Genomic DNA, 23,013 nt, shown 5'->3' with positions numbered 1-23,013 from the left:
TCAGGTCAGGTCGTCCAGCGCTGTCTCCAGGTCCGACCACAGGTCCTCCACGTCCTCGATGCCGACCGACATCCGTACGAGTGCGTCCGGGATCGTGGCCGGCTCCACCTTCCAGCGACGACGGCGCTCGAAGGTGGACTCCACCCCGCCGAGGCTGGTGGCGTGCACCCAGAGCTTCGTCTTGTGCGTCAGCAGGTCGGCCGCCATCGCCCCCTGCGCGAGCACGATCGAGATGATCGCTCCGAACGCGGGGTAGCGCACCTCGGCCACGGCCGGGTGCCCCTCGAGACGGCGTACCAGCTCCTTGGCGTTCTCCTCGGCACGGTCCAGCCGCACGTGCAGGGTGCGCAGGCCGCGCAGGGCCAGGAACGCCTCGAGCGTCCCGGGAACCGACCCGAGCAGGTCGCGACGCTTCTTGAGCACTGCGAAGAGCTCGTCGTCGGAGGTGATCAGGGCGCCCATCAGGACGTCGGAGTGCCCGGAGATGTACTTGGTGGCGGAGTGGACCACGATGTCGACGTCCATCTCCAGCGGCTTCTGGCGCAGGGGAGTGGCGAAGGTGTTGTCCACCACCACATAGGCGCCGGCGGCGTGAGCGGCCTCGCGGATGGCAGGGATGTCCGCGACCTCCAGTGCCGGGTTCGTCGGTGACTCGAGCCAGACCAGCGATGCGCCCTCACAGGCGGCGATGCACTCGTCGGTGTTGGTGATGTCGACCAGCTGAGTGGTGATCCGGCCACGAGCCTCGAGGTCCGAGAGCTGCCCGATGGTGCCGTTGTAGGAGTGTCGCGGCGCCACCACCTTCTGGCCCTGCCCGACCAGGTCCAGAATCGTGGCGACCGCGGCGAGGCCGGAGGCGAACGAGAGGCAACGCCCACCCTCGAGCTCGCCCAGGGCGTCCTCGAACGCAGTCCATGACGGGTTGCCGTAGCGGCCGTACTCCACGTCCCCTCCACCGACGTACGTCGAGGCCATCGTGATCGGGGTGTTGAACGGCGCGTCCGGGACGAGGTCGGGACGACCTGCGGTCACGGCAACGGTGGCGGGCCGGCTGAAGCGCTTGTCAGACATGCCACCCAGACTAGGACGGCACCCGGTGCGACATGATGGGGCCCGTGACTGACGAGACGAACCCCAAGGGCACTGACTCCACCCTCGCCGCGGACATCGATGCCTGCTGCCGCCTGAGCGGCGAGTTCACCCTGCGCTCCGGCCAGGTCGCGAGCGAGTACTTCGACAAGTACCTCTTCGAGTCGGACCCCGTCCTGCTCGGCCGCGTCGCCGACCAGATGCTCGCCCTCCTGCCCGAGGACACCGAGCTGCTCGGCGGCCTCGAGCTCGGTGGCATCCCGATCGTGACCGCGCTCAGCATGCGCGCTCACCTGCCCGCGCTCTTCGTGCGCAAGAAGGCCAAGGAGTACGGCACCTGCAAGCTGGCCGAGGGCCCCGATGTCGAGGGTCGCCGGGTCACCCTGATCGAGGACGTCATCACCACCGGCGGTGCCGTGCGTGACGCCACCAACGCCCTGCGCGAGCGCGGCGCGATCGTCGAGGTCGTGGTGTGCGCCATCGACCGCAGCCCTGAGGGCGTGAACCCCCTCGACGACGTCGCCCTCGAGGTGCGCCCGGTGCTCACCAAGGCTCAGCTGGACGCCGCGCGAGGCTGAACAGGACGTCGAGCCGGCGAGCAGTTGATCTAGTCTTGGTCGCCTGATGACTTCCCAGAGCCGCAAGCCCCGTGTCGCCGTCGTGTTCGGTGGCGTCTCCAGCGAACACTCGATCTCGTGCATCTCTGCCGGGAGCGTGCTGAACGCGATCGACCGCGAGAAGTACGACGTGGTCCCGATCGGCATCAGCACCACCGGGAGCTGGGTGCTGGAGGACCCGACGACGAACCCGCTCGAGCTGGGCGAGGGTGGCCGGCTGCCGAGCGTCGTCGGTGACCGTGAGGTGAGCATCTCGCCCGGGGAGACCAGCGCGCTGATGGTCAGCGACAGCGGTGCGGTGCCGGAGATGCTCGGTGTGGTCGACGTCGTCTTCCCGGTCATGCACGGGCCGTTCGGCCAGGACGGCACCCTGCAGGGGCTCCTGGAGATGGCCGGTGTGCGCTACGTCGGCGCCGGTGTGCTCTCCTCGGCGGTGGGCACGGACAAGGTCTTCATGAAGCGTCTCTTCGAGGCCGCCGGTCTTCCGGTCCTGCCCTATGTCGTGGTGACTCCGCGTGAGTGGGCACGGGAGGAGAAGGCGCTCCGTGAGCAGATCGTCGAGCTGGGGCTGCCGCTCTTCGTGAAGCCGGCCCGGGCCGGATCCAGCTTCGGGATCAGCCGGGTCACCTCCCTCGACGAGCTCGACGCCGCCATCGAGGAGGCCCGCCGGTTCGACCCCAAGGTGATCGTCGAGGCCGCGGCCATGGGCGCGCGCGAGATCGAGTGCGGCGTGCTCCAGGGCGAGGGGAGCGAGGACCACCTGGCCAGTGAGCTGGCCGAGATCCGAGTCGACCCGCTGCACCAGTTCTATGACTTCGAGGCGAAGTATCTCCCCGAGGAGAACACCGGGCTCGACGTTCCCGCTGACCTCGATCCGGAGCTCGCCGGGAGGGTGAAGGCCCTGGCGGTGCAGGCGTTCGACGCCCTCGACGTGGAGGGCCTCGCCCGCGTCGACTTCTTCGTCTTCCCCGACGGGCGCATCGTGATCAACGAGGTCGAGACGATGCCCGGCTTCACGAGTCTGTCGATGTTCCCGCGGATGTGGGCCGCCAGCGGGGTCGACTATCCCGATCTGGTCGAGCGGTTGATCCGGATCGCGTTGGCCCGCGACGTCGGCCTGCGCTGACTCAGACGCAGGGGCGGCGTACCCGCTCGAACCGGTGCTTGACGACCAAGTCGCTGACGATCGCCATCACGTCGGCCGGCGGCCGGTGCTCGGCGGGAATCTTCACCCGGACCCGTGGTGCATGAGTGATCACCGTGAGCACCGCGGTCCCGTCGATGTTCTGCTGGCTCCCGGGCTGTCCGTCGCCGAGGTCGGCGATCGCCGAGTCGGGGATGAACCACCCGATCCCGTTCACCTCGTCGCACAACGAGAACTCGTCGAAGTCCTTCGGTACGTCGACACCGCAGGACACCACGATCGCAGGGTCACCCCAGGCCCGGCCGAGCGCGTCTGAGGGGGAGACCTCCACCCGTTCCTGGCCCAACATCTCGGTGGGCAGGTCCTCGAGCAACGACGTGCAGGCAGCCCGCGTCTCCCGGTTCACCTCGGGCAGGTCGAGCTCGACCGTCGACGAGCACGCGCCGAGCAGTCCCAGGATCCCGAGCACGACAACGCCCCGCATCCTGGCGGACACGGGGCGTGCGTGGACGGCGCTGGGCACGTTCAGATGTGTACGACGGGGCAGGTCAGCGTGCGCGTGATCCCGTCGAGGTTCTGCACCTTCGAGACCACGAGCTTGCCGAGCTCGTCGACGTTCTTCGCCTCGGCACGGACGATGACGTCGTAGGGTCCGGTGACGTCCTCGGCGAGCGTGACGCCGCTGATCTGGGCAATGGCCGTCGCGACCTCCGCTGCCTTGCCGACATCGGTCTGGATCAGGATGTAGGCCTGGACCACCATGAGGAACTCCTTGATGTTGAGAGATGTGCCCGAGCACGTGCTGGCCCAACCTACCGCTTGGGGTCCGCGTGTCGATAGGTCGGCGTGGTCCGTGGACTGATGGGATGGTGCCATGCCTGCCGTTGACTTCCCGCCGGACGCGACCCTGGCCGATGCTGGCGAGTTCGGCCTGATCGCTGCCCTCACCGAGATCTTCGAGCAGGGCGAGCACGTGCTGATCGGCCCCGGCGACGATGCCGCGGTTCTCCGGGTGAAGAACGGACACGTGGTCGTCTCCTCCGACCTGATGGTCGAGGGCCGGCACTTCCGCCGCGACTGGGTCGGGGCCGCCGACGTGGGCGCCCGGGCCGCGGCCCAGAACATCTCGGACATCAACGCGATGGGCGGCACCGCCACTTCGCTGACGCTCGGCCTCGCCGCCCCGGCCGACCTCCCGGTCGAGTGGGCCCTGGACTTCGCCCGCGGCTTTGCCGCCGAGTGCGCCAAGGTGGGAGCCAGCGTCGTCGGCGGGGACGTCACCCGCTCCGAGGTCCTCGTCATCGCGGTCACCGTCCTCGGCGGCTGCACGGTCGCGCCGGTGGTCCGCTCCGGCGCCGAGGTCGGCGAGATCGTCGCGCTCTGCGGTCGTCAGGGTTGGGCGGCCGGGGGCTTGGCCGTCCTGGCTCGCGGGTTCCGCTCGCCTCGCGTGCTGGTCGAGGCCTACCGACGCCCCGAGCCGCCGTACGCCGCCGGCCGTCTCGCCGCGGAGGCCGGAGCGAGCGCGATGATCGACATCTCCGACGGACTTGTCGCCGACGCCGGCCACGTCGCGGTCGCCTCGGGCGTCTCGATCGACATCAGCACCGAGGCCTTCGAGATCCCCGAGCCGCTGCACGCCGTCAGTGCTGCGCTCGGTGCCGACCCGATCGGCTTCATCCTCGGTGGTGGCGACGACCACCCGCTGCTGGCCTGCTTCTCGCCCGACGACGCACTGCCCGAGGGCTTCATCCGGATCGGAACGGTGGGGGAGGCCGGAGAGCACGCGGTCACCGTGGACGGAGCGGAATACGAAGGATCCACCGGGTGGACCCACTTCTGAGAGGGGCGGCCCGCCTCAACGGGACGACAGAAAGCCCCCGAACCCTTGCGGGTCGGGGGCTTCGTGTTGCTGATCAGCTCAGCGGGAGACCTTGCCGGCCTTGAGGCAACCGGTGCAGACGTTGACGCGCTTCGGGGCACCATTGATGGTGGCGCGCACGCGCTGAATGTTCGGGTTGAAGCGACGCTTCGTAATCTTGCGCGACCAGGGCCGGTTGTTACCGAAGCCCGGCTTCTTGGCGCAGATGTCACAGACGGCAGCCACCGTGAACTCCTGGAAAGATCGATGTTGTGAACAAGGGCCCGGGCCGGAACGGCCGCGGGCAACCGAACAAGAGTATCCGACAGGTCGGCCAAGACGGAAATCGTGCGAACCACTACGGTTGCCCCCAACGATCCAGAGGAGGTGGCGATGCGCAACGACGGGTTCGATCTTGCCACGATTCGCAAGTTCGTCGGCTTCGCCACGGACTCACTGGGTGCCGCCCGCGAGGAGATCGACGCCCTCAACGTCTATCCGGTGCCCGACGGCGACACCGGCACCAACATGTTCCTCACCATGAATGCGGCTCGCGAGGCGCTGGCCGCAGTGCCCGGAGACGACGACGCGGACCTCGGCGAGGCACTGGCCGCCTTCGCCCGCGGCGCCCTGCTGGGGGCGCGGGGCAACTCCGGCGTGATCCTTTCCCAGATGCTCGGGGCGGTGGGCGCACGGTTGGCGAAGGTGCGCATCGAGGACCGTCATGCCGAGCAGCTGGCCACGGCGCTCAACGAGGCCAGCGATGCCAGCTATGCCGCCGTCGGCACTCCCGTCGAGGGCACCATGCTCACCGTCATCCGGGCGGCCTCCGACGCCGCGGTGGCGGCGGTGGCGGACCCCGACGTCCGCACCGTGCACGTGGTGACGGCCGCTGCCCGGGCTGCTCGTGAGGCACTCGATCGCACACCGGAGCAGCTCAAGGCGCTCAGGGACGCAGGTGTCGTCGACGCCGGCGGCCGCGGGATCTGCGTGATCCTCGACGCCGCCGAGACGGCGATGACGGGCCGTCGCCCGATGCCGAGCGCCAAGCGCCAGGCGATCCCGGTGCCGCTGCCCACCAACGACCTCACGGCCGGCGGACCCTCATATGAGGTGATGTACCTCCTCGATGCGACCGACGACCGCATCGGTCCCCTCAGGCAGACCCTGGCCGTGCTCGGGGACTCACTCGTCGTGGTCGGCGGGGAGGGGTTGTGGAACGTCCACGTGCACGTCGATGACGTCGGGGCCGCCATCGAGGCCGGGATCATCGCCGGGCGCCCGCACCGGGTGCGGGTCACCCACTTCGCCGAGCAGATCGACCAGGCGCGTGCCAGGACGTCGCGACGCAAGGGACGCAAGATCGTCGCGGTCACCGCTGGACCCGGGCTCAAGGACCTGTTCGCCGAGGCCGGCGCGCTCGTCGTACCCGGTGGTCCCGGACAGCGGCCCAGCACGGGCATGCTGCTCGAGGCCATCCAGGACTCCGGCGCGGCCGAGGTCATCGTGCTCCCCAACGACCCCGACTCGGTCCGGGTCGCGGAGGTCGCTGCCCGCACCGCCGAGGAGTCCGGTGAGGTCCGGGTCGCCGTGATCCCCAGCCAGGCGCAGGTCCAGGGCCTGGCCGCGGTCGCGGTCCACGAGCCGGGGCGCACCTTCGACCAGGACGTCCTGCACATGACCGCGACCGCACGCCATGCCCGCCACGGCGCGGTCACCGTCGCGGCCAAGCAGGCGATGACGATGGCCGGGCCCTGTGAGCCGGGTGACGTGCTCGGGGTGATCGAGGGCGACTTCGTCATCGTCGGCACGGAGCTGCTCGCCGTGGCCATCGGCATCATCGACCGGATGGTCGGCGGCGGTGGAGAGCTGATCACCCTGGTCTCGGGGGAGGGCGGAGACGAGCTTGCGCGAGACTGTGAGCGCTACATCGAAACCGAGCACCCGATCGTGGAGGCCGTGGTGTACGACGGTGGCCAGCAGCGTTATCCGTTGCTGCTCGCCGTTGAATGATCCCCCCACGATGACTGCACAATGACTGCACCGGCCGACCACCGCACTGGAGCCCACCCACACCCATGACCGGCATCAACCTCGACTCACCGATCGCAACGGTCCTGGGCGGCTCCAAGAAGGACACCAGCAAGGCCAAGGCGCTGCAGGAGCGACTGGGCATGCGCACCGTCGGCGACCTGCTCTGGCACTTTCCCCGGCGCTACCTGCCCACCGGTGAACCGACCAATGTCGAGACACTGGTGGAGGGACAGATGCTGACCGTGGTCGCGGACGTGCTGAGCTCGCGGATCGCGCCCTACCAGGACCGGCGCACGCAGCGCACGGCATACCGGGTCGAGGCGGTCATCAAGACCGACGGGCCGGCCCTGCGCCTGACCACCTTCGCGAAGAGCAAGCACGTCGCCGACTGGCAGGCCGAGCGCCTCGTGCCCGGGGCCAAGGGCGTCTTCACCGGCAAGGTGAACAAGTTCAACAACAACTGGCAGCTGGCCCATCCGCAGATGATCATGCTGACCGACGAGCCGGGCGACGCCCGCACGGAGTCCGCACTGGCCATGGCCGAGGGCCTCAAGTCGCTGTTCCCGATCTATTCGGTGACCGGCCCAGTGGAGACCTGGGACATCCAGCGAGTCATCTCCTTCGCCCTCACCGTCGTCGACGAGATCCCCGAGGTCCTGCCGGAGCCGGTCCGTGCCGAGCACCGGTTGGTCGACGTGCACACAGCGCTGCGATGGATCCACTCGCCCGATGACCAGGCCCAGCTCGGCGCCGCCCGCAAGCGGTTCCGGTTCGAGGAGGCGCTCATCACCCAGCTCGTGCTGGCCCGGCGCCGTGCGGTCCACCGCGCCCTGGGCACCGTTCCGCGTGCAGGTGGGGGAGGGCTGCTGCAGGCGTTCGACGCGTCCCTGCCCTTCACCCTCACCCAGGGGCAGCAGGAGATCGGCGAAGTCCTCGAGGAGGAGCTGGCCGGCACCCACCCGATGAACCGACTGCTCCAGGGCGAGGTCGGCTCCGGCAAGACCCTGGTTGCGCTGCGGGCGATGCTCCGGGTGGTCGATTCGGGGGGACAGGCTGTGCTGCTCGCGCCGACCGAGGTCCTGGCCCAGCAGCACCACCGGTCGATCACCGCAATGCTCGGTCCACTGGCCGAGGGCGGCCTGCTCGGAGGCAGTGAGCACGCCACGGTGGTGGACGTGCTCACCGGGTCGATGACCAAGGGGCAGCGCAGGGAGGTCCTGCTGCGGATGGCGAGCGGCGAGTCGGGCCTGGTGATCGGCACCCATGCCCTCCTCGAGGAGCACGTGTCGTTCGCCGACCTCGGTCTGGTGGTCGTCGACGAACAGCACCGCTTCGGGGTCGAGCAGCGGGCAGCACTGGTCGACAAGGCCGAGAAGCCGCCCCACGTGCTGGTGATGACCGCGACCCCGATCCCACGCACGGTGGCGATGACGGTCTTCGGTGACCTGGAGGTCTCCACGCTCCGCGAGCTCCCGGCCGGCCGGGCACCGATCCAGACCAACGTGGTCGCGCTCAAGGACCACCCGGCCTGGATCAGCCGGGTCTGGGAGCGAGTGCGCGAGGAGGTGGCGAAGGGCCACCAGGCGTATGTCGTCTGCCCGCGGATCAGTGGCAACGACGAGGAGGAGGGCCAGGTCGACCAGTTCGACGTGGACTCCGAGGGTGCCGAGATCCAGGCGACCCCAGAGGGTCAGCTGGCAGCGGTCGAGGAGCTCGCCCCACAGCTCGCCGCGGGCCCGCTGGCCGGACTCCGGGTCGAGGTCCTCCACGGGCGGATGGCGCCCGAGGACAAGGACCGGGTGATGCGCGCCTTTGCTGCGGGTTCGATCGACGTGCTCGTGTCCACGACGGTGATCGAGGTCGGTGTGGACGTCGCAAACGCCACCGCGATGGTGCTGATGGAGGCGGACCGCTTCGGTGTCTCGCAGCTGCACCAGCTCCGTGGCCGGGTGGGACGTGGCGGGCTTCCGGGGCTGTGCCTGCTGGTCAGCCACTGCGACCTGGGCACGCCCGCGCGCGAACGCCTCGATGCGGTGGCCGCGACCACGGACGGCTTCGAGCTGTCCGAGATCGATCTCGAGCAGCGCCACGAGGGAGATGTGCTCGGTGCCGGACAGTCCGGATTCAGGTCCAGCCTGCGACACCTGCGGGTGGTCCGTGACGCCAAGGTCATCGTCGCGGCGCGTGACGCTGCCGAGCGGATGCTGGCCGACGACCCGACCCTCGCCGACGCCCCCCACCTGGCGGTCGAGGTGGACGAACTCGACCGAGCCAGCCAGAGTGACTTCATGGAGCGTTCATGACCCGGATCATCGGAGGGTCCGCGGGCGGCCGGCGACTCACGACACCACGCGGCCAGAACACCCGGCCCACCAGCGACCGGGTTCGCGAGGCGCTCTTCTCGGCGATCGAGTCGTGGTGCGGATCGCTCGACGGACTGCGCTTCCTCGATCTCTACGCCGGCTCGGGCGCGATCGGGCTCGAGGCCCGGTCTCGGGGTGCCGGCGTGGTCACGATGGTCGAGAGCGACCGCCGTACGGCCCAGCTGGTGAACACCAACATTCGTAGTCTCAACTTCAACCATGTCGAGGTGATTTCGACCACGGTCGCAGCCACCCTGCAGCGGACCCCGGTCGCCCCCTATGACGTGGCCTTCCTCGATCCGCCCTATCCGCTCGAGAACCACGCAGTGGAAGGGGATCTGGCACTTCTGCTCCGCAACGACTGGCTTGCCAAGGACGCGCTGATCGTGGTCGAACGGGGAGCCCGCGGGGCCGGCTTCACCTGGCCTGAGGGCCTCATCGGGTGGCGCGAGAAGAAGTATGGCGAGACGGTGCTGAGATATGGTCACGCGGCGTCACCCGCAGCGACAGAGGAGTGAAGATCCAAGTGCGACGAGCGGTATGCCCCGGCTCATTCGACCCCGTGACCAACGGTCACATCGACATCGTGTCGAGGGCGTCATACCTCTTCGACGAGGTTGTCGTGGCCGTGGGAGTCAACAAGTCCAAGAATCGGCTCTTCTCGCCCGAGGAGCGCATCGACATGCTCACGGAGGCGGTCCGGGAGTTCCCGAACGTCAAGGTCGACGGCTTCACCGGCCTGCTCACGACCTACTGCCAGGAGCGTGACATCCACGCCATCGTGAAGGGCCTGAGGGCGGTCAGCGACTTCGACTACGAGCTCCAGATGGCCCAGATGAACTCCAGCCTGGCCGACATTGAGACCGTGTTCGTGCCGACCACCCCGGAATACTCCTTCCTGGCCTCCAGCCTGGTCAAGGAGGTCGCCACGTTCGGTGGTGACGTGTCCGGCCTGGTTCCTGACTTCGTGCGCGAGCGCCTCGCCGCGCGGATCGACGAGAACCGCCGCAAGGGGGACCAGTGAGAGACGTCCAGGCCGAGATCCAGTCGCTGCGCGACCTGATCGAGCACGCACGCGCCATGCCGATGTCGGCCTCAGCCGTGATCAACCGGGCCGAGGTGCTGCAGGCGATCGATCGCGTGAGTGCCGGCCTGGTCGAGGCGACGAGCGAGTCCCACGCTCTGGTCGCCACCCGCGAGGAGGTCATCGCCCAGGGCGAGGCCGACGCGCGCGAGACTGTCCGCCTCGCCGAGCTGGAGCGCGACCGGCTGGTCTCCGACACGGAGGTCTTCCGGCTTGCCAGCCGCGAGGCCGAGCGGTTGCGCGACGAGGCTGCGACCGAGGCGGTGCAGCTGCGCCGCGACGCCGATGACTACATCGAGCAGCGCTTCGCGAACTTCGAGCACTCCCTCGAGCGCACCCTTGTCGAGGTGCGGCGCGGGATCGCCAACCTGTCCGGACGCAGCGCGTTCGATCCGGAGTCCGAACCGGCCAACGGCAAGCGGGCGGCGGTTGCGGATGACGTTTTGCTGAGCGGGCATGACGACAGGTAGCCTTGGCCCGATTTGTTGTGCAAGGAATTGGGAGAAGTGAACACCTCGCATCTGGACCCGAGAGCGCCGCTCGTGCTCGATACACGCGAGCTCGGCCGCCGCCCGGGGTCCCAGCGAGAGTTCACCCGAACAGTCCCTGCGCCAGCAGATCTTGGCATCGAGGTCCTCGGTGTCCGTGAGGGTGCGCCGGTCGAACTCGACCTGCGCCTCGAATCGGTCATGGAGGGCGTCCTGGTCACCGGCAAGGCCTCGGCTGAGCTGGGCGGCGAGTGCGTGAGGTGTCTGGAGCCGATCTCCGAGGAGATCGAGGTGGACTTCCAGGAGCTCTACGTCTACGACGACGCCCGGCACGATGAGGGCGATGACGAGGAAAGCGATGTCAGGAGACTCCAGGGAGACCTGCTCGACCTGGAGTCCGTGTTGCGGGATGCGGTGGTGCTTGCACTACCGTTCCAACCCTTGTGTGAAGAGGATTGTCCCGGGTTGTGCATCGAGTGCGGTGCTCGCCTGGCCGAGGATCCGGAGCATTCCCATGAGGAACCGATCGACCCCCGATGGGCCGGTCTGGCAGCACTGAAGAACGAAGACCACCCGACAGACTGATGCGGCAGGCCAACCGGCCAGCCGGAAGCAAGAGGAGAAAACAGTGGCAGTCCCGAAGCGGAAGATGTCGCGCAGCAACACGCGTCACCGTCGCTCGCAGTGGAAGGCCGTTGCGCCGTCCCTGGTGACCTGCGTCAACCCCGCCTGCGGTGCCAAGCACCTCCCGCACCGTGCGTGCGGCGAGTGCGGCCAGTACGGCGCCAAGGCTGACCGCCGCCAGGTGCTCTGAACCCCTGAGCTCACAAGCCCCGTCCATGACGCCAGCTGAAGGTTCGACCCCGGACCCTGCCGAGAGTCATGACGAGCTGCGCGAGGCGCTCGGCAGTCCGGTCCTGGACGCCGAGCTCCTCGAGCTTGCCCTGACCCACCGCTCGTACGCGTACGAGAACGGTGGGTTGCCGACCAACGAGCGCCTGGAGTTCCTGGGCGACTCGGTGCTCGGCGTTGTGGTCACCGAGACGCTCTACCGCACCCACCCGGACCTCTCCGAGGGCCGGTTGGCCAAGTTGCGCGCCGCGGTGGTCAACGCGCGTGCCCTGGCCGAGGTGGCGCGCGCGATCGGTCTGGGTGAGTACATCAAGCTGGGCCGTGGCGAAGAGGCGACCGGGGGACGCGACAAGGCCTCCATCCTCTCCGACACCGTCGAGGCCCTGATCGGAGCCGTCTACATCTCCGACGGCTTCGAGAACGCCCGCCCGGTGATCCACCTGCTCTTCGACCCGTTGATGGCAGCCGCCGCACGACTCGGCGCTGGCCTCGACTGGAAGACGTCCCTGCAGGAGCTTGCCGCCGAGTTCTCCCTCGGCGTGCCCGAATATGTCATCGAGGCCTCGGGCCCCGACCACATGAAGTCCTTCACCGCCCAGGTCCGGGTCGGGGAGGCCCTCTACGGCCACGGCGTCGGCCGGTCGAAGAAGGAAGCCGAGCAGCAGGCTGCTGAGACGGCGTACGGCGAGATCGACGAGGCTCACCGCCCTGCCGGCGAGGACACCTCCGCCGACGGCGCTGCGGCCTCGTCGGACTGACCGGCCGGAGCCCCTGTGCCCGAGCTGCCCGAGGTCGAGGTGGTCCGCCGCGGACTCGAGACGCACGCGGTCGGCGCCACGATCAGCGACGTCGAGGTCCTGCACACCCGTCCGGTACGCCGTGACCCCGGCGGTTCGACCGGCTTCGTCGCGTCCCTCACCGGCCGCACGATCCGCGCAGCACACCGCCGCGGGAAGTATCTCTGGCTCCCGCTCGACTCGGGCGACGCGGTCCTGGCCCACCTCGGGATGAGCGGCCAGATGCTGGTCCAGCCCACCAACGCGCCGGCCGAGAAGCACCTGCGCGTCCGGCTCCTCCTCGACGGCGGCACGGCCGAGGAACGCGAGCTGCGCTTCGTCGACCAGCGGATGTTCGGCGGCCTGGCCACCTCGCTCGGCGGCGCCGACCTGCCACCGGAGATCGCGCACATCGCGCGCGACCTGCTCGACGACCAGTTCGACCTGGACGACTTCGTGGCCCGCGTGCGCAGACGGAGTTCGGCGATCAAGCGGCTCCTGCTGGACCAGACGCTGGTCAGCGGAGTCGGCAACATCTATGCCGATGAGGCGCTGTGGCGCGCCCGCATCCACGGCGAGCGACCCGGTGAGCGACTGAGCGCGAAGCAGGTCCGCGAGCTGGCCGGGCACGCCACCGACGTGATGCGCCTCGCCCTGGAGCAGGGCGGAACCTCGTTCGACGCGCTCTATGTCAACGTCAACGGCGAGAGCGGCTACTTCGACCGCTCGCTGAACGCCTATGGCCGCGAGGGGGAGGCCTGCCACGAGTGCGGCACTGCGATCCGTCGAGTGGCGTTCATGAACCGCTCGTCGTACTTCTGCCCGAGTTGCCAGCCGGCCCCGCGCCGCCGTCGTACCTGACCAGCGGTCACGATAGGGCGGGGCTCCCTCGCGAGTTGACCAGAACTGGAGCCGGTGGGACTCTTGAAGACGGGCCAAACGCGCCCATCACCACCCATCCTTCGGAGGCATTGAATGGCCAAGGCGCTTCTCGGCTACATGAGCAGCGACCCGCGGAACACCTCTCGACTCCCGGTCGATCGCCTCGCCCGCGAGAACCGCAACCTGCGTGAGCGGGTCGCGGACCTCGAGGCACTGGTGACCCGCCTCAGCGAGGAGAACGACGCCCTCCTCGCAGCCCGCTCCGCCGATCTCCTCGAGCCCGTCGAGGAGATGCAGCCGGCCTGACCCGGCTGTCAGTGCCCAGCCAGCGACGCGTCGTGGGTTGGGCTCGATCGAACGACTCCGGATAGCGTGCCCTGCTTGTGAGCCGCATCCTCGAAATCGTCGCGCCCAAGCGGATGGGGACGAACTTCCGGTGGCTCATCGGATCCTCGTGGACCTCCCAGATCGGTGACGGCGTGGCGCTGGCCGCTGGCCCGCTGCTGATCGCCTCCCAGACGCACGACCCGTTCCTGGTCGCGATGGGCGTGCTGGTCCAGCGACTGCCCTGGTTGCTCTTCGGCCTGTACGCCGGGGCGGTGGCCGACCGTCTCGACCGGCGCCGGTTGGTGATCACCGTCGACCTGCTCCGTGTCCTGGCCCTCGCCGTGCTGGTCGCCGCGATCGCCGGCGACGTGCTCTCCGTCGGCGTGGTGCTGGTCGCGCTCTTCTGTTTCGGCACCTCGGAGGTGTTCGCCGACACGACCTCGTCCACGTTGCTGCCGATGGTGGTCGACAAACGGGACCTCGGCGTGGCCAACGCTCGGCTGATGGCCGGTTTCGTCACTGTCAACCAGATGCTCGGGCCGCCCCTGGGCGCGGCCCTGTTCACCGCCGGTCTGGTCTGGCCGTTCGTCACCCAGGCCGTCTTCGTCCTGCTCTCGGCGCTGCTGATCGGGCGGATGCAGATCCCGCCGCCTCCGGTGCGTGAGCAGCGCCGCGTCCGCGACGACATCATGGAGGGGCTGCGGTGGACCTGGCACCATCGCGCCGTCCGCACCCTGACCCTGACCATTGTCACCTTCAACATCACCTACGGCGCGGCCTGGTCGGTGCTGGTCCTCTATGCGGTGAAGACCCTGGACATGGGCGAGGTCGGCTTCGGCCTGCTCACCACCGCTGCGGCCGTCGGTGGGCTGCTGGGACTGGGCATGTACGGCTGGCTCGAGCGTCGCTACAGCCTGGGCAACATCATGCGGGTCGGGCTGCTCATCGAGACCTTCACCCACCTGGCGCTCGCGCTGAACCGCTCCGGGAGCCTCGCACTGGTCATCCTGTTCGTCTTCGGTGCCCATGCCTTCGTCTGGGGCACCACGTCGCGGACCGTCCGGATGCGGGCAGTCCCCACCGAGTTCCAGGGCCGGGTGGGCAGTGTCTACCTGGTCGGGGTCTTCGGATCCATGGTGATCGGTACGGCGGTGGGCGGCGTGATCGCCGGTCTGTGGGGAATCACGGCGCCGTTCTGGTTCGGGTTCGTCGGCTCGGGAATGCTGGTCGCGCTGATCTGGCGACAGATGCCACACATCGCGCACGCCGACAGTGACGATGATCCAGGCGCGACACAGGAGGCACGATGACACCCGGACCGGATGGCACGGTCGAGCTCGAGCGCACCCACTTCTTCGACACCGCCGCGCTGGTCTGTGGTGCCGTGATGCTGCTCCCCACGCTCTCCTTCGCACCCAAGGTGATCGCGGACCCGCGCCCGGGCGCAGTCGCTGTCCTGGTGGTGATGGCAGTGGTGCTGGTCGCGCTGCCGATCTGGATCGGGTTGATCATCCGCTCCCTGCGCTTCTACGTCGGACCGCAGGCGATCACCGCCCTGCGCGGTGGCAAGGTGTGGCGCGAGGTGCGACTCGACGAGATGACCCGCGTTGTCCCCGGGGAAACCGTCGCGACCGGCATCGCCAAGCGCTTCACGACCCTCCAGGTCTTCGGTGAACACCAAGGGCGGCGCGTGGGAGTCGCACTGAACCGGCAGCTGGTCAGCGACCTGGCACCCGCGGTCGCCGTACTGGCTCCGCACGTGCGGGCGCGCCCCGGCCTGCTGCCCGACACGGACGACGCACGTGGCCTGTGGCAACGGCTGCTGGACGGCCGCGACGTGTAATCTCGGCGGTGCTGATCTTCCCCACGGCGCTGCTGCAAAGATTCGTCGTTCAGCGACAGATGGATGCCGACACTGGACGCTGCCCGACTGCCGCCGCGAGGAGCCACACGTTGTACCTCAAGAGCCTCACGCTCAAGGGCTTCAAGTCCTTCGCGTCGTCCACCACACTCCAGCTCGAGCCCGGCATCACCTGCATCGTCGGGCCCAACGGCTCGGGCAAGTCCAACGTCGTCGACGCCCTGGCCTGGGTGATGGGCGAACAGGGTGCCAAGTCGCTGCGCGGCGGCAAGATGGAGGACGTCATCTTCGCCGGCACCTCGGGGCGCCCCCCGCTGGGACGGGCCGAGGTGCAGCTGACCATCGACAACTCCGACGGCGCGCTCCCGATCGACTACGCCGAGGTCACCATCAGCCGGACGATGTTCCGCAACGGTGGCTCCGACTATGCGATCAACGGCAACAACTGTCGCCTCCTGGACGTGCAGGAGCTGCTCTCCGACTCCGGCATCGGACGAGAGATGCACGTCATCGTCGGTCAGGGTCAGCTCGACCAGATCCTGCATGCCACCCCCGAGGACCGCCGCGGGTTCATCGAGGAGGCCGCGGGTGTGCTCAAGCACCGCAAGCGCAAGGAGAAGGCGCTTCGCAAGCTGGACTCGACCGACGGCAACCTGAACCGTCTCGCCGACCTGCTCAGCGAGATCCGCCGCCAGCTCAAGCCGTTGGGTCGCCAGGCCGAGGTCGCCCGCAAGGCAGCCACGGTGCAGGCGGATGTCCGTGATGCGCGGGCCCGACTGCTTGCCGACGACCTGGTCACCGCACGCACCTCGCTGGAACAGGACATGGCCGACGAGTCCGTCCTGCTCCAACGACGGGCGCAGGTGGAGTCCAGTCTCGAGGAGACCCGCCAGCACGAGGCGAAGGTCGAGGCGGCCCTGCGTGAGGACCTGCCCGCCCTGTCCCGCGCCCAGGAGACCTGGTTCGCCCTGTCCGGCCTGCGTGAGCGTCTGCGCGGCACCCAGTCGCTAGCGGCCGAGCGGGTCCGCAACGCCACGTCGACGGCAGAGGCTCCGGGCCAGCAGAACGGTCGCGATCCCGAGCAGCTCGAGGCGGAAGCCGCGCGAGTGGGGGAGCAGGAGAAGCAGATCGACGCCGAGCTGGAGAGCCAGCGCTCGGCGATGAGCGACGCCGTCACCGCACGCAAGGCGGCCGAGGACGCGGCTGCCGAGGAGGAACGCCGCGTTGCCGGGCTCCAGCGCGCAGCGGCCGACCGCCGTGAGGGGCTGGCCCGTCTGCACGGCCAGGTCAACGCGCTCAAGTCCCGTGCTGCCGCCGCCGACGAGGAGATCGGCCGCCTCACCCAGGCGCGTGAGGAGGCCGAGGCCCGCGCCGATCGGGCGCAGCGCGACTACACCGCGCTGGAGACCCGGGTGGCCGGCCTCGACGCGGGGGAGGAGGGGCTCGACGCGGAGCACGAGGCCGCCTCCGCACAGCTGGACGACCTCGAGGAGCGGCTGGCCAAGGCCCGCGACGAGGCGACCCAGGCGGACCGCACCCGGTCGGCCCTGATCGCGCGCAAGGAGGCCCTCGAGATGGGCCTGGACCGCAAGGACGGCGCGGGTGCACTGCTGGCGGCCACCGACTCCGTCTCTGGCCTGCTGGGTTCGGTCGCGGCGCTGCTGTCCGTGCGCGGTGGCTACGAGACGGCCGTTGCCGTCGCGCTGGGCCAGGCAGCGGACGCCGTCGCCGTGGCGAGCTCCGAGGCGGCCCTGGGGGCCATCGATCGCCTCAAGACCGATGACCTCGGCCGAGCAGGGCTGCTCCTCGGTGGCGCCGCCGAGCTCTCCGGCGCCGATGGTGACTGGCCCGGACTGCCGGGTACGGCGACGTACGCGATCGACGTGGTGGAGAGCCCCGCCGAGCTGCGCGCCGCGCTCACCCGTCTGCTGTTCAAGGTGGCCGTCGTGGACGATCTCTCCGCGGCACGCAGCCTGGTTGCCGAGCTGCCCGACGTCACCGCGGTGACCCGCGACGGCGACCAGATCGGCACACACTTCGCCTCCGGCGGCTCGGCCAAGCAGCAGTCCCTGATCGAGATCCAGGCCGCGGTCGACGAGGCCGCGCGCGCCTTGGGGGAGGCGGCCGCCGACGCGGAGCGGCTGGCCTTCGAGACCTCACGGATGGAAGCAGAGCGACTCGAGGCGCAAAAGCGTGTCGACGTCGCTCTTGCCAAGTTGCACGAGTCCGACGCGACCCTGGCCGCAGTGGCCGAGGAGCTCGGCCAGTACGGCTCCACCGCCCGCTCAGCCCGTGGTGAGGCCGAGCGACTGATCAAGTCGATCGAGAACGCCCGTCAGGCGCGCGAGAAGGACCTTGCCGGCCTGGCCGACCTGGAGGCGCGGCTCACCGCTGCCGAGGAGGCTCCCGAGGAGGAGCCGGACACCAGCGTCCGCGAGCAGTTCGCCCAGGCTGCGCGTGATGCCCGCCAGGCAGAGATGGATTCGCGTCTGGCCCTGCGTACCTCCGAGGAGCGCGCCCGGGCCCTGCACGGCCGTGCCGACGGACTTCTCCGTGCGGCGCGCCAGGAGCGTGAGGCCCGTGCCAAGGCACGCGAGCGTCACGAACGCCTGGTCCGCGAGGGCAAGGCGGCCGAGGCCGTGGGCCTCGGGGTCGCTGCCGTCCTGGAGCACCTCGATGTCTCGATAGACACCGCCGCCAAGGCGCGCGCCGAGGTGGAGCAGTCGCGGACCGCACGCGAGCAGCAGCTGCTCGAGATCCGCGCCCGCCTGCGCGACCTGGCTCGCGAGCACGACGAGCTGGTGAACTCCGTCCACCGCGACGAGATGGCACGGACCCAGCAGCGGATGCGGATCGAGCAGCTGGAGGAACGCGCGCTCGAGGAGCTCGGTCTCGACCCGGATGGGCTGGTCACGGACTACGGCCCACAGAACCCGATCCCCTTCGCCGGTGAGGTGCCCGAGGGCGAGGAGACTCCCGAGCCCACTGCCTACGACCGCGACGAGCAGACCAAGCGGTTGCGTGCGGCCGAGCGTGCGCTCTCGATGCTCGGCAGGGTGAACCCGCTCGCCCTGGAGGAGTTCTCGGCGATGGAGGAGCGGCACAAGTTCCTCACCGAGCAGCTGGAGGACCTGAAGAAGACCCGCAAGGACCTGCTCGACATCGTGCGTGAGGTGGACCAGCGCGTCGAGCAGGTCTTCACCGAGGCCTGGGAGGACGTCCGGGTCGCCTTCGACCACGTCTTCAAGCGGCTCTTCCCCGGTGGTGAGGGCAAGCTCGTGCTCACCGACCCGGGGGACATGCTCAACACCGGCATCGAGGTCGAGGCCCGTCCGGCCGGCAAGAAGGTCAAGCGCCTCTCCCTGCTCTCCGGTGGCGAGCGCTCCCTGGTCGCCGTCGCCTTCCTGGTCTCGCTGTTCAAGGCCCGCCCCTCGCCGTTCTACATCCTCGACGAGGTCGAGGCCGCCCTGGACGACACCAACCTCGGCCGCCTGCTGGAGATCTATGAGGAGCTCCGCGAGAACTCCCAGCTCCTGGTGATCACCCACCAGAAACGGACGATGGAGGTCGGCGACGCCCTCTACGGCGTGACCATGCGCGGCGACGGCGTCTCAGCGGTGATCAGCCAGCGGCTGCGCAACGAGGGCTGAGCGAGGAGCGCGTCCGCAGCGGGTTGCCGGTGCGTCCCGAGACGCGGGGCGAGGCTAGGCTGCTCGGGTGAGTGAACGCCCCCCGCTGCCCACCCGTGCCGACTATGTCGCCTGGCGGACCGTGACCACGCGCTGGCGCGACGACGACGCCTACGGTCACCTCAACAATGCGACCTACTACGAGCTCTTCGACACCGCGGTGAACGCGCACCTCTTCGAGGCGACCGGGGTCAACGTCCGGCTGCTGCCGCAGATCGGCGTCGTCGCGGAGACCTCGTGCCGCTACTTCCGCGAGATCGGGTTCCCCGAGCCGATCGAGATGGGCCTGGTCGTGGACAAGGTCGGTACGTCCTCGATCGTCTATCGGATCGGGCTCTTCCAGGGCGACTCGGACGAGGCCGCGGCCGAGGGTCGCTTCGTGCACGTCTATGTCGACAACGAGCACGGCGCCGGGAATCGCCCGGTCGTGCCGATGCCGCAGGAGATCCGCGCGGCGGTGGAACCGCTCTTGCGTGCCTGACCTGGTGTGATCCACCTCACTGTCGCCTCGCGAGCCGGTTTGGGGCTCACCACCGTTGTGCGAGTCTGGAAGCCGTTGTCCGAGTTGTCTTGAGAAGGGCTGTCCTTGCTCCCCATCATCGTGGTGATGTTCGCAATCGTGCTCGTCGCCGGAGTGGTCATGCTCTATGTCGCCTTCCCCCACCGCGGCCAGGACGTGCCCGCGCTGCCCTGGGTGGGCGCGGCCATGAAGAAGACGGTCGACGCGGTCCCCACCATCGACCAGCGCTGAGCTCTCTGGTTGGATTCGGTCCATGGATTTCCTGGGTGACTGGCTCTATCTGATCATCGCGATCGCCGTTGTCGGCGTGCTCGCCATCGCTGGCCTGGTCAGCGGACTCGGTCGGCGGAAGAAGCCGTCCGAGGGCACCGATGTCATCGCGCCACCGCGCGAGGAGACCTCCGCCCCGCCGACCCAGGTCGAGCCGGGTGTTGAGCCGGGCCTCGAGCCCGCTCCGGTCGAGGTGGAGCCGTCGGCCCCCACGCTGGAGAAGCCGGAAGGCACTGCCAGCAGGCTGGTGCGGCTGCGCCAGCGACTCTCCCGATCCCAGGGAAGCCTGGGCCGGGGTCTGCTCGCCCTGCTCTCCAGGGACCGTCTCGACGAGGACACCTGGGAGGACATCGAGGACGTCCTGCTCACCGCGGACATCGGGGTCAAGCCGACCCAGGAGCTCGTCGAGAAGCTGCGCACCCGCCTCCGCGTCGAGGGCAATGACGCCGGCACCCCGCGAGAGGTGCTCCGCGAGGAGCTGATCAACCTGGTCGACCCGTCCATGGACCGCGGACTCCAGGTCACCGGTCAGGACGGCAAGCCCGGTGTCGTGCTCGTCGTCGGTGTGAACGGCGCCGGCAAGACCACCACAGTCGGCAAGATCTCGCGGATCCTGGTCGCCGACGAGCGCTCGGTCGTGCTCGGTGCGGCCGACACCTTCCGCGCAGCTGCCGTCGAGCAGCTGGCGACGTGGGGTGAGCGGGTCGGCGTACCCGTCGTGAAGGGCCCCGAGGGCTCGGATCCCGCCAGCGTCGCCTTCGAGGCGGTCAAGCAGGGCGTGGAGCAGGGCACCGACGTCGTCCTGGTCGACACCGCCGGTCGCCTGCAGAACAAGGCCGGCCTGATGGACGAGCTCGGCAAGGTCAAGCGAGTCATCGAGAAGCAGGCCCCGGTTACCGAGGTGCTGCTGGTCCTGGACGCAACCACCGGCCAGAACGGGATGATCCAGGCCCGCGTCTTCTCCGAGATCGTCAACGTCACCGGGATCGTGCTCACCAAGCTCGACGGCTCGGCCAAGGGCGGCATCGTGGTCGCCGTGCAGCGCGAGCTCGGCGTACCGGTCAAGCTCGTCGGCCTGGGTGAGGGCGCCGACGACCTGGCTCCCTTCCAGCCCGAGGCGTTCGTCGACGCACTGCTGGGCTGACACCGCCCTGACACCCGGGCGGCCCAACCCGGGTGACCCGCGCGGTGAGATCGACGAAACATGGAAGTAACACCCGGCGCGCACTCGTTTCGTGAACGCAACATGCGAGCGCGTACGCCGAAATCTCCAGGGGTGAAGGTTTCACCACCGAGCAGGAGCCTGCCGACACCGAGGTCGGACGAGGAACTCCGGCTCCAACCGTGAACGCACAACTGGAGGTTCCATGGACACCGGCCACGCAGCCTGGGTTCTCACTTCCGCGTCCCTCGTCCTGCTGATGACGCCTGGTCTGGCGTTGTTCTACGGCGGCATGACGCGGTCCAAGTCGATCCTGAACATGATGATGATGTCGTTCGGGGCGATGGGCGCGATCAGCATCGTCTACATCCTGTGGGGCTTCTCGATGTCCTACAGCTCGATCACCGCAAGCACGGACGGAGAGATCGCCGGAGGCGCGGTCGGCACCTTCTTCGCCGATCCGTTCGCACTCTTCGGCCTGACCGACATCGACCCGTCGGCCTACCTCACCGTCGCCTTCCAGCTGACCTTCGCCGTGATCACCGCGGCCCTGATCAGCGGCGCGATCGCCGACCGGGTGAAGTTCTCCACCTGGATGCTCTTCATCCCGATCTGGGTCACGCTGTCCTACTTCCCCCTGGCCCACCAGGTGTGGGGCGGCGGGTTCCTGTCCGGCAACCCGGACGGCCTGGCCGCGATGATCTTCGGGACCGTCGGCGAGGGCGCCGAGGCCGTCGCGGAGATCGTCCCGCTCGACTACGCCGGCGGCACCGTGGTGCACATCAACGCCGGTGTCGCAGGCCTGGTCCTGGCCCTTGTCATCGGTGCCCGCAAGGGCTTCGGCAAGGAGTCGATGAAGCCGCACAACCTGCCGCTCACGATGATCGGCGCCGGCCTGCTGTGGTTCGGATGGTTCGGCTTCAACGTCGGCTCCTTCGTCCCGGGCGCCACTGCCGGTGTCGGCGGCGAGGAGGGCGAGTTCTACACCAACAGTGCAGCCTTCGCCGCCAACTTCGTCGGCGAGACTGGCCTGGTCTGGGTCAACACCACCGCCGCCACCGCCGCTGCCATGATCGGCTGGCTGCTGGTCGAGAAGATCCGCGACGGGAAGGGCACCAGCCTCGGTGCCGCCTCGGGTGTCGTCGCCGGTCTGGTCGCCATCACCCCGGCCTGTGGCGCACTGTCCCCGGTCGGCTCGCTGATCCTCGGTGTCGTCGCCGGTGCCGCTGCGGCCCTGGCGGTCGGGCTCAAGTACAAGCTCGGCTATGACGACTCGCTCGACGTCGTCGGCGTGCACCTGGTTGCCGGACTCATCGGCACCATCGGCATCGGTTTCCTGGCCACCAGCGGCGGCCTGTTCTACGGCGACGGCGCAAAGCAGCTCGTCATCCAGACCGTGGTGGCCCTGTTCGCGATCGTCTGGTCGGCCGTCGCCACCCTGGTGATCGCCCTGGCCATCAAGTACACCATCGGCTGGAGGATCACCGAGGACGAGGAGGTCGAGGGCATCGACTTCGCCGAGCACGGCGAGTCCGCCTACGACTTCGTCGGCACTGCGGGTCGACGCAGCCTCCTGGGAGGATCCACGCTGTCCACCAAGGCCCCCGTCTCCGAAGGAGCAGAAGCATGAAGCTGGTCACCGCGGTCATCAAGCCGCACAAGTGGGAGGACGTCCGCGAAGCCCTCGAGACCTTCGGCGTCACGGGCATGACCGTGAGCGAGGTCAGCGGCTACGGCCGGCAGAAGGGCCACACGGAGGTCTACCGCGGGGCGGAGTACGACATCGCTCTGGTCCCCAAGATCCGGATCGAGATCGTGGTCGACGACGCCGACGCCGACGACGTGGTCGGGATCATCGTCAAGACCGCCGCCACCGGCCGGATCGGGGACGGCAAGGTCTGGATCAGCCCCGTCGAGACGGTGGTCCGGGTCCGCACCGGAGATCGCGACGAAGCCGCGATCTGAGCGAACCGTTCTCGAGTTCACACTGACGCCGG

Annotated in this window: 25 protein-coding genes; 21 read left to right on the top strand and 4 right to left on the bottom strand. The window is 69.0% G+C overall.

All coding sequences use genetic code 11. The features are described from left to right. Complete coding sequence (locus BJ980_RS05545) at nucleotides 1-1,071, bottom strand: trans-sulfuration enzyme family protein (protein WP_179501371.1); 1,071 nt, start codon at nucleotides 1,069-1,071, stop codon at nucleotides 1-3. 44 nt (nucleotides 1,072-1,115) lie between these two features. On the opposite strand from BJ980_RS05545, the gene pyrE reads away from it, so the two are divergent. After that, the gene (pyrE, locus tag BJ980_RS05540; protein WP_343047704.1) at nucleotides 1,116-1,667 is read left to right on the top strand and encodes an orotate phosphoribosyltransferase; all 552 of its coding nucleotides are present in this window, start codon (nucleotides 1,116-1,118) and stop codon (nucleotides 1,665-1,667) included. 46 nt (nucleotides 1,668-1,713) lie between these two features. Then, complete coding sequence (locus tag BJ980_RS05535) at nucleotides 1,714-2,832, top strand: D-alanine--D-alanine ligase family protein (protein ID WP_179501369.1); 1,119 nt, start codon at nucleotides 1,714-1,716, stop codon at nucleotides 2,830-2,832. Between the two features lies 1 nt (nucleotide 2,833). On the opposite strand, the gene BJ980_RS05530 is transcribed toward BJ980_RS05535, so the two are convergent. Together BJ980_RS05530 and BJ980_RS05525 are read right to left on the bottom strand one after the other, a co-directional pair. Next, nucleotides 2,834-3,373, bottom strand: a complete 540-nt coding sequence (locus tag BJ980_RS05530) for a DUF3515 family protein (RefSeq protein ID WP_179501368.1) — start codon at nucleotides 3,371-3,373, stop codon at nucleotides 2,834-2,836. A gap of 2 nt (nucleotides 3,374-3,375) precedes the next feature. Next, a complete protein-coding gene (locus tag BJ980_RS05525; RefSeq protein ID WP_179501367.1) occupies nucleotides 3,376-3,612 on the bottom strand; it encodes an Lrp/AsnC family transcriptional regulator in 237 nt (78 codons plus the stop codon). Between the two features lie 112 nt (nucleotides 3,613-3,724). Between BJ980_RS05525 and BJ980_RS05520 the strand changes: the two genes are divergently transcribed. Further along, a complete protein-coding gene (locus tag BJ980_RS05520; RefSeq protein WP_179501366.1) occupies nucleotides 3,725-4,690 on the top strand; it encodes a thiamine-phosphate kinase in 966 nt (321 codons plus the stop codon). Nucleotides 4,691-4,768: 78 nt separating this feature from the next. Here BJ980_RS05520 and rpmB read toward each other — a convergent pair whose 3' ends face one another. Beyond that, nucleotides 4,769-4,954 (bottom strand): 50S ribosomal protein L28, encoded by a 186-nt coding sequence (rpmB, locus tag BJ980_RS05515; RefSeq protein ID WP_110205992.1) that lies wholly within the window; start codon nucleotides 4,952-4,954, stop codon nucleotides 4,769-4,771. A 147-nt stretch (nucleotides 4,955-5,101) separates the two neighbouring features. Between rpmB and BJ980_RS05510 the strand changes: the two genes are divergently transcribed. From BJ980_RS05510 to BJ980_RS05425, 18 genes are all read left to right on the top strand, one after another. Continuing rightward, nucleotides 5,102-6,721: a DAK2 domain-containing protein gene (locus tag BJ980_RS05510; RefSeq protein WP_179501365.1), complete on the top strand. Its 1,620-nt coding sequence runs from the start codon at nucleotides 5,102-5,104 to the stop codon at nucleotides 6,719-6,721. A gap of 65 nt (nucleotides 6,722-6,786) precedes the next feature. After that, entirely contained in the window at nucleotides 6,787-9,045 is a 2,259-nt protein-coding gene (locus BJ980_RS05505) for an ATP-dependent DNA helicase RecG (protein WP_179501364.1), read from the top strand. Beyond that, nucleotides 9,042-9,623, top strand: coding sequence for a 16S rRNA (guanine(966)-N(2))-methyltransferase RsmD (rsmD, locus tag BJ980_RS05500; RefSeq protein ID WP_179501363.1), 582 nt, complete (start codon nucleotides 9,042-9,044; stop codon nucleotides 9,621-9,623). Before BJ980_RS05505 ends, rsmD begins: the two co-directional genes overlap by 4 nt. Continuing rightward, a complete protein-coding gene (gene coaD, locus BJ980_RS05495) occupies nucleotides 9,620-10,129 on the top strand; it encodes a pantetheine-phosphate adenylyltransferase (RefSeq protein WP_425490286.1) in 510 nt (169 codons plus the stop codon). Before rsmD ends, coaD begins: the two co-directional genes overlap by 4 nt. After that, complete coding sequence (locus tag BJ980_RS05490) at nucleotides 10,126-10,659, top strand: hypothetical protein (protein ID WP_179501361.1); 534 nt, start codon at nucleotides 10,126-10,128, stop codon at nucleotides 10,657-10,659. The genes coaD and BJ980_RS05490 overlap by 4 nt, the downstream gene beginning before the upstream one ends. Before the next feature lie 36 nt (nucleotides 10,660-10,695). After that, on the top strand, nucleotides 10,696-11,262 hold the full coding sequence (locus tag BJ980_RS05485) for a YceD family protein (RefSeq protein WP_425490354.1): 567 nt from the start codon (nucleotides 10,696-10,698) through the stop codon (nucleotides 11,260-11,262). Nucleotides 11,263-11,305: 43 nt separating this feature from the next. After that, nucleotides 11,306-11,491, top strand: a complete 186-nt coding sequence (gene rpmF, locus BJ980_RS05480) for a 50S ribosomal protein L32 (protein WP_179501360.1) — start codon at nucleotides 11,306-11,308, stop codon at nucleotides 11,489-11,491. A 25-nt stretch (nucleotides 11,492-11,516) separates the two neighbouring features. After that, complete coding sequence (gene rnc, locus BJ980_RS05475; protein WP_179501359.1) at nucleotides 11,517-12,287, top strand: ribonuclease III; 771 nt, start codon at nucleotides 11,517-11,519, stop codon at nucleotides 12,285-12,287. Between the two features lie 15 nt (nucleotides 12,288-12,302). After that, a complete protein-coding gene (gene mutM / locus BJ980_RS05470; RefSeq protein WP_179501358.1) occupies nucleotides 12,303-13,166 on the top strand; it encodes a bifunctional DNA-formamidopyrimidine glycosylase/DNA-(apurinic or apyrimidinic site) lyase in 864 nt (287 codons plus the stop codon). A 114-nt stretch (nucleotides 13,167-13,280) separates the two neighbouring features. Continuing rightward, nucleotides 13,281-13,493, top strand: coding sequence for a hypothetical protein (locus tag BJ980_RS05465; protein ID WP_179501357.1), 213 nt, complete (start codon nucleotides 13,281-13,283; stop codon nucleotides 13,491-13,493). Nucleotides 13,494-13,570: 77 nt separating this feature from the next. Further along, a complete protein-coding gene (locus BJ980_RS05460) occupies nucleotides 13,571-14,824 on the top strand; it encodes an MFS transporter (protein WP_343047703.1) in 1,254 nt (417 codons plus the stop codon). Continuing rightward, on the top strand, nucleotides 14,821-15,357 hold the full coding sequence (locus BJ980_RS05455; protein WP_179501356.1) for a hypothetical protein: 537 nt from the start codon (nucleotides 14,821-14,823) through the stop codon (nucleotides 15,355-15,357). Before BJ980_RS05460 ends, BJ980_RS05455 begins: the two co-directional genes overlap by 4 nt. 110 nt (nucleotides 15,358-15,467) lie before the next feature. Further along, nucleotides 15,468-19,025 carry a chromosome segregation protein SMC gene (gene smc / locus BJ980_RS05450; RefSeq protein ID WP_179501355.1) on the top strand — a complete coding sequence of 1,186 codons (3,558 nt, stop codon included), beginning with the start codon at nucleotides 15,468-15,470 and terminating at the stop codon, nucleotides 19,023-19,025. Between the two features lie 67 nt (nucleotides 19,026-19,092). After that, complete coding sequence (locus tag BJ980_RS05445; protein WP_179501354.1) at nucleotides 19,093-19,545, top strand: thioesterase family protein; 453 nt, start codon at nucleotides 19,093-19,095, stop codon at nucleotides 19,543-19,545. A gap of 126 nt (nucleotides 19,546-19,671) precedes the next feature. After that, nucleotides 19,672-19,815, top strand: coding sequence for a hypothetical protein (locus BJ980_RS05440; RefSeq protein WP_179501353.1), 144 nt, complete (start codon nucleotides 19,672-19,674; stop codon nucleotides 19,813-19,815). Between the two features lie 22 nt (nucleotides 19,816-19,837). Then, a complete protein-coding gene (gene ftsY / locus BJ980_RS05435) occupies nucleotides 19,838-20,998 on the top strand; it encodes a signal recognition particle-docking protein FtsY (RefSeq protein ID WP_179501352.1) in 1,161 nt (386 codons plus the stop codon). Nucleotides 20,999-21,221: 223 nt separating this feature from the next. Continuing rightward, the gene (locus BJ980_RS05430; protein WP_179501351.1) at nucleotides 21,222-22,646 is read left to right on the top strand and encodes an ammonium transporter; all 1,425 of its coding nucleotides are present in this window, start codon (nucleotides 21,222-21,224) and stop codon (nucleotides 22,644-22,646) included. After that, nucleotides 22,643-22,981 carry a P-II family nitrogen regulator gene (locus BJ980_RS05425; RefSeq protein WP_179501350.1) on the top strand — a complete coding sequence of 113 codons (339 nt, stop codon included), beginning with the start codon at nucleotides 22,643-22,645 and terminating at the stop codon, nucleotides 22,979-22,981. The genes BJ980_RS05430 and BJ980_RS05425 overlap by 4 nt, the downstream gene beginning before the upstream one ends. Nucleotides 22,982-23,013: the final 32 nt, after the last annotated feature.

Source organism: Nocardioides daedukensis (genome assembly GCF_013408415.1).
Taxonomy (GTDB): domain Bacteria; phylum Actinomycetota; class Actinomycetes; order Propionibacteriales; family Nocardioidaceae; genus Nocardioides; species Nocardioides daedukensis.
Note: the sequence above shows the minus strand (reverse complement) of the source record. Positions and strands in the feature narration are given on the sequence as shown.

Bases quoted from the DNA above. Each gene is read 5' to 3' on its own strand.
- BJ980_RS05545 (WP_179501371.1), bottom strand. From the start codon at position 1,071: ATGTCTGACAAGCGCTTCAGCCGGCCCGCCACCGTTGCCGTGACCGCA.
- BJ980_RS05535 (WP_179501369.1), top strand. From the start codon at position 1,714: ATGACTTCCCAGAGCCGCAAGCCCCGTGTCGCCGTCGTGTTCGGTGGC.
- BJ980_RS05525 (WP_179501367.1), bottom strand. From the start codon at position 3,612: ATGGTGGTCCAGGCCTACATCCTGATCCAGACCGATGTCGGCAAGGCA.
- BJ980_RS05520 (WP_179501366.1), top strand. From the start codon at position 3,725: ATGCCTGCCGTTGACTTCCCGCCGGACGCGACCCTGGCCGATGCTGGC.
- BJ980_RS05510 (WP_179501365.1), top strand. From the start codon at position 5,102: ATGCGCAACGACGGGTTCGATCTTGCCACGATTCGCAAGTTCGTCGGC.
- BJ980_RS05505 (WP_179501364.1), top strand. From the start codon at position 6,787: ATGACCGGCATCAACCTCGACTCACCGATCGCAACGGTCCTGGGCGGC.
- rsmD (WP_179501363.1), top strand. From the start codon at position 9,042: ATGACCCGGATCATCGGAGGGTCCGCGGGCGGCCGGCGACTCACGACA.
- rnc (WP_179501359.1), top strand. From the start codon at position 11,517: ATGACGCCAGCTGAAGGTTCGACCCCGGACCCTGCCGAGAGTCATGAC.
- BJ980_RS05465 (WP_179501357.1), top strand. From the start codon at position 13,281: ATGGCCAAGGCGCTTCTCGGCTACATGAGCAGCGACCCGCGGAACACC.
- BJ980_RS05455 (WP_179501356.1), top strand. From the start codon at position 14,821: ATGACACCCGGACCGGATGGCACGGTCGAGCTCGAGCGCACCCACTTC.
- BJ980_RS05440 (WP_179501353.1), top strand. From the start codon at position 19,672: ATGTTCGCAATCGTGCTCGTCGCCGGAGTGGTCATGCTCTATGTCGCC.
- ftsY (WP_179501352.1), top strand. From the start codon at position 19,838: ATGGATTTCCTGGGTGACTGGCTCTATCTGATCATCGCGATCGCCGTT.
- BJ980_RS05430 (WP_179501351.1), top strand. From the start codon at position 21,222: ATGGACACCGGCCACGCAGCCTGGGTTCTCACTTCCGCGTCCCTCGTC.
- BJ980_RS05425 (WP_179501350.1), top strand. From the start codon at position 22,643: ATGAAGCTGGTCACCGCGGTCATCAAGCCGCACAAGTGGGAGGACGTC.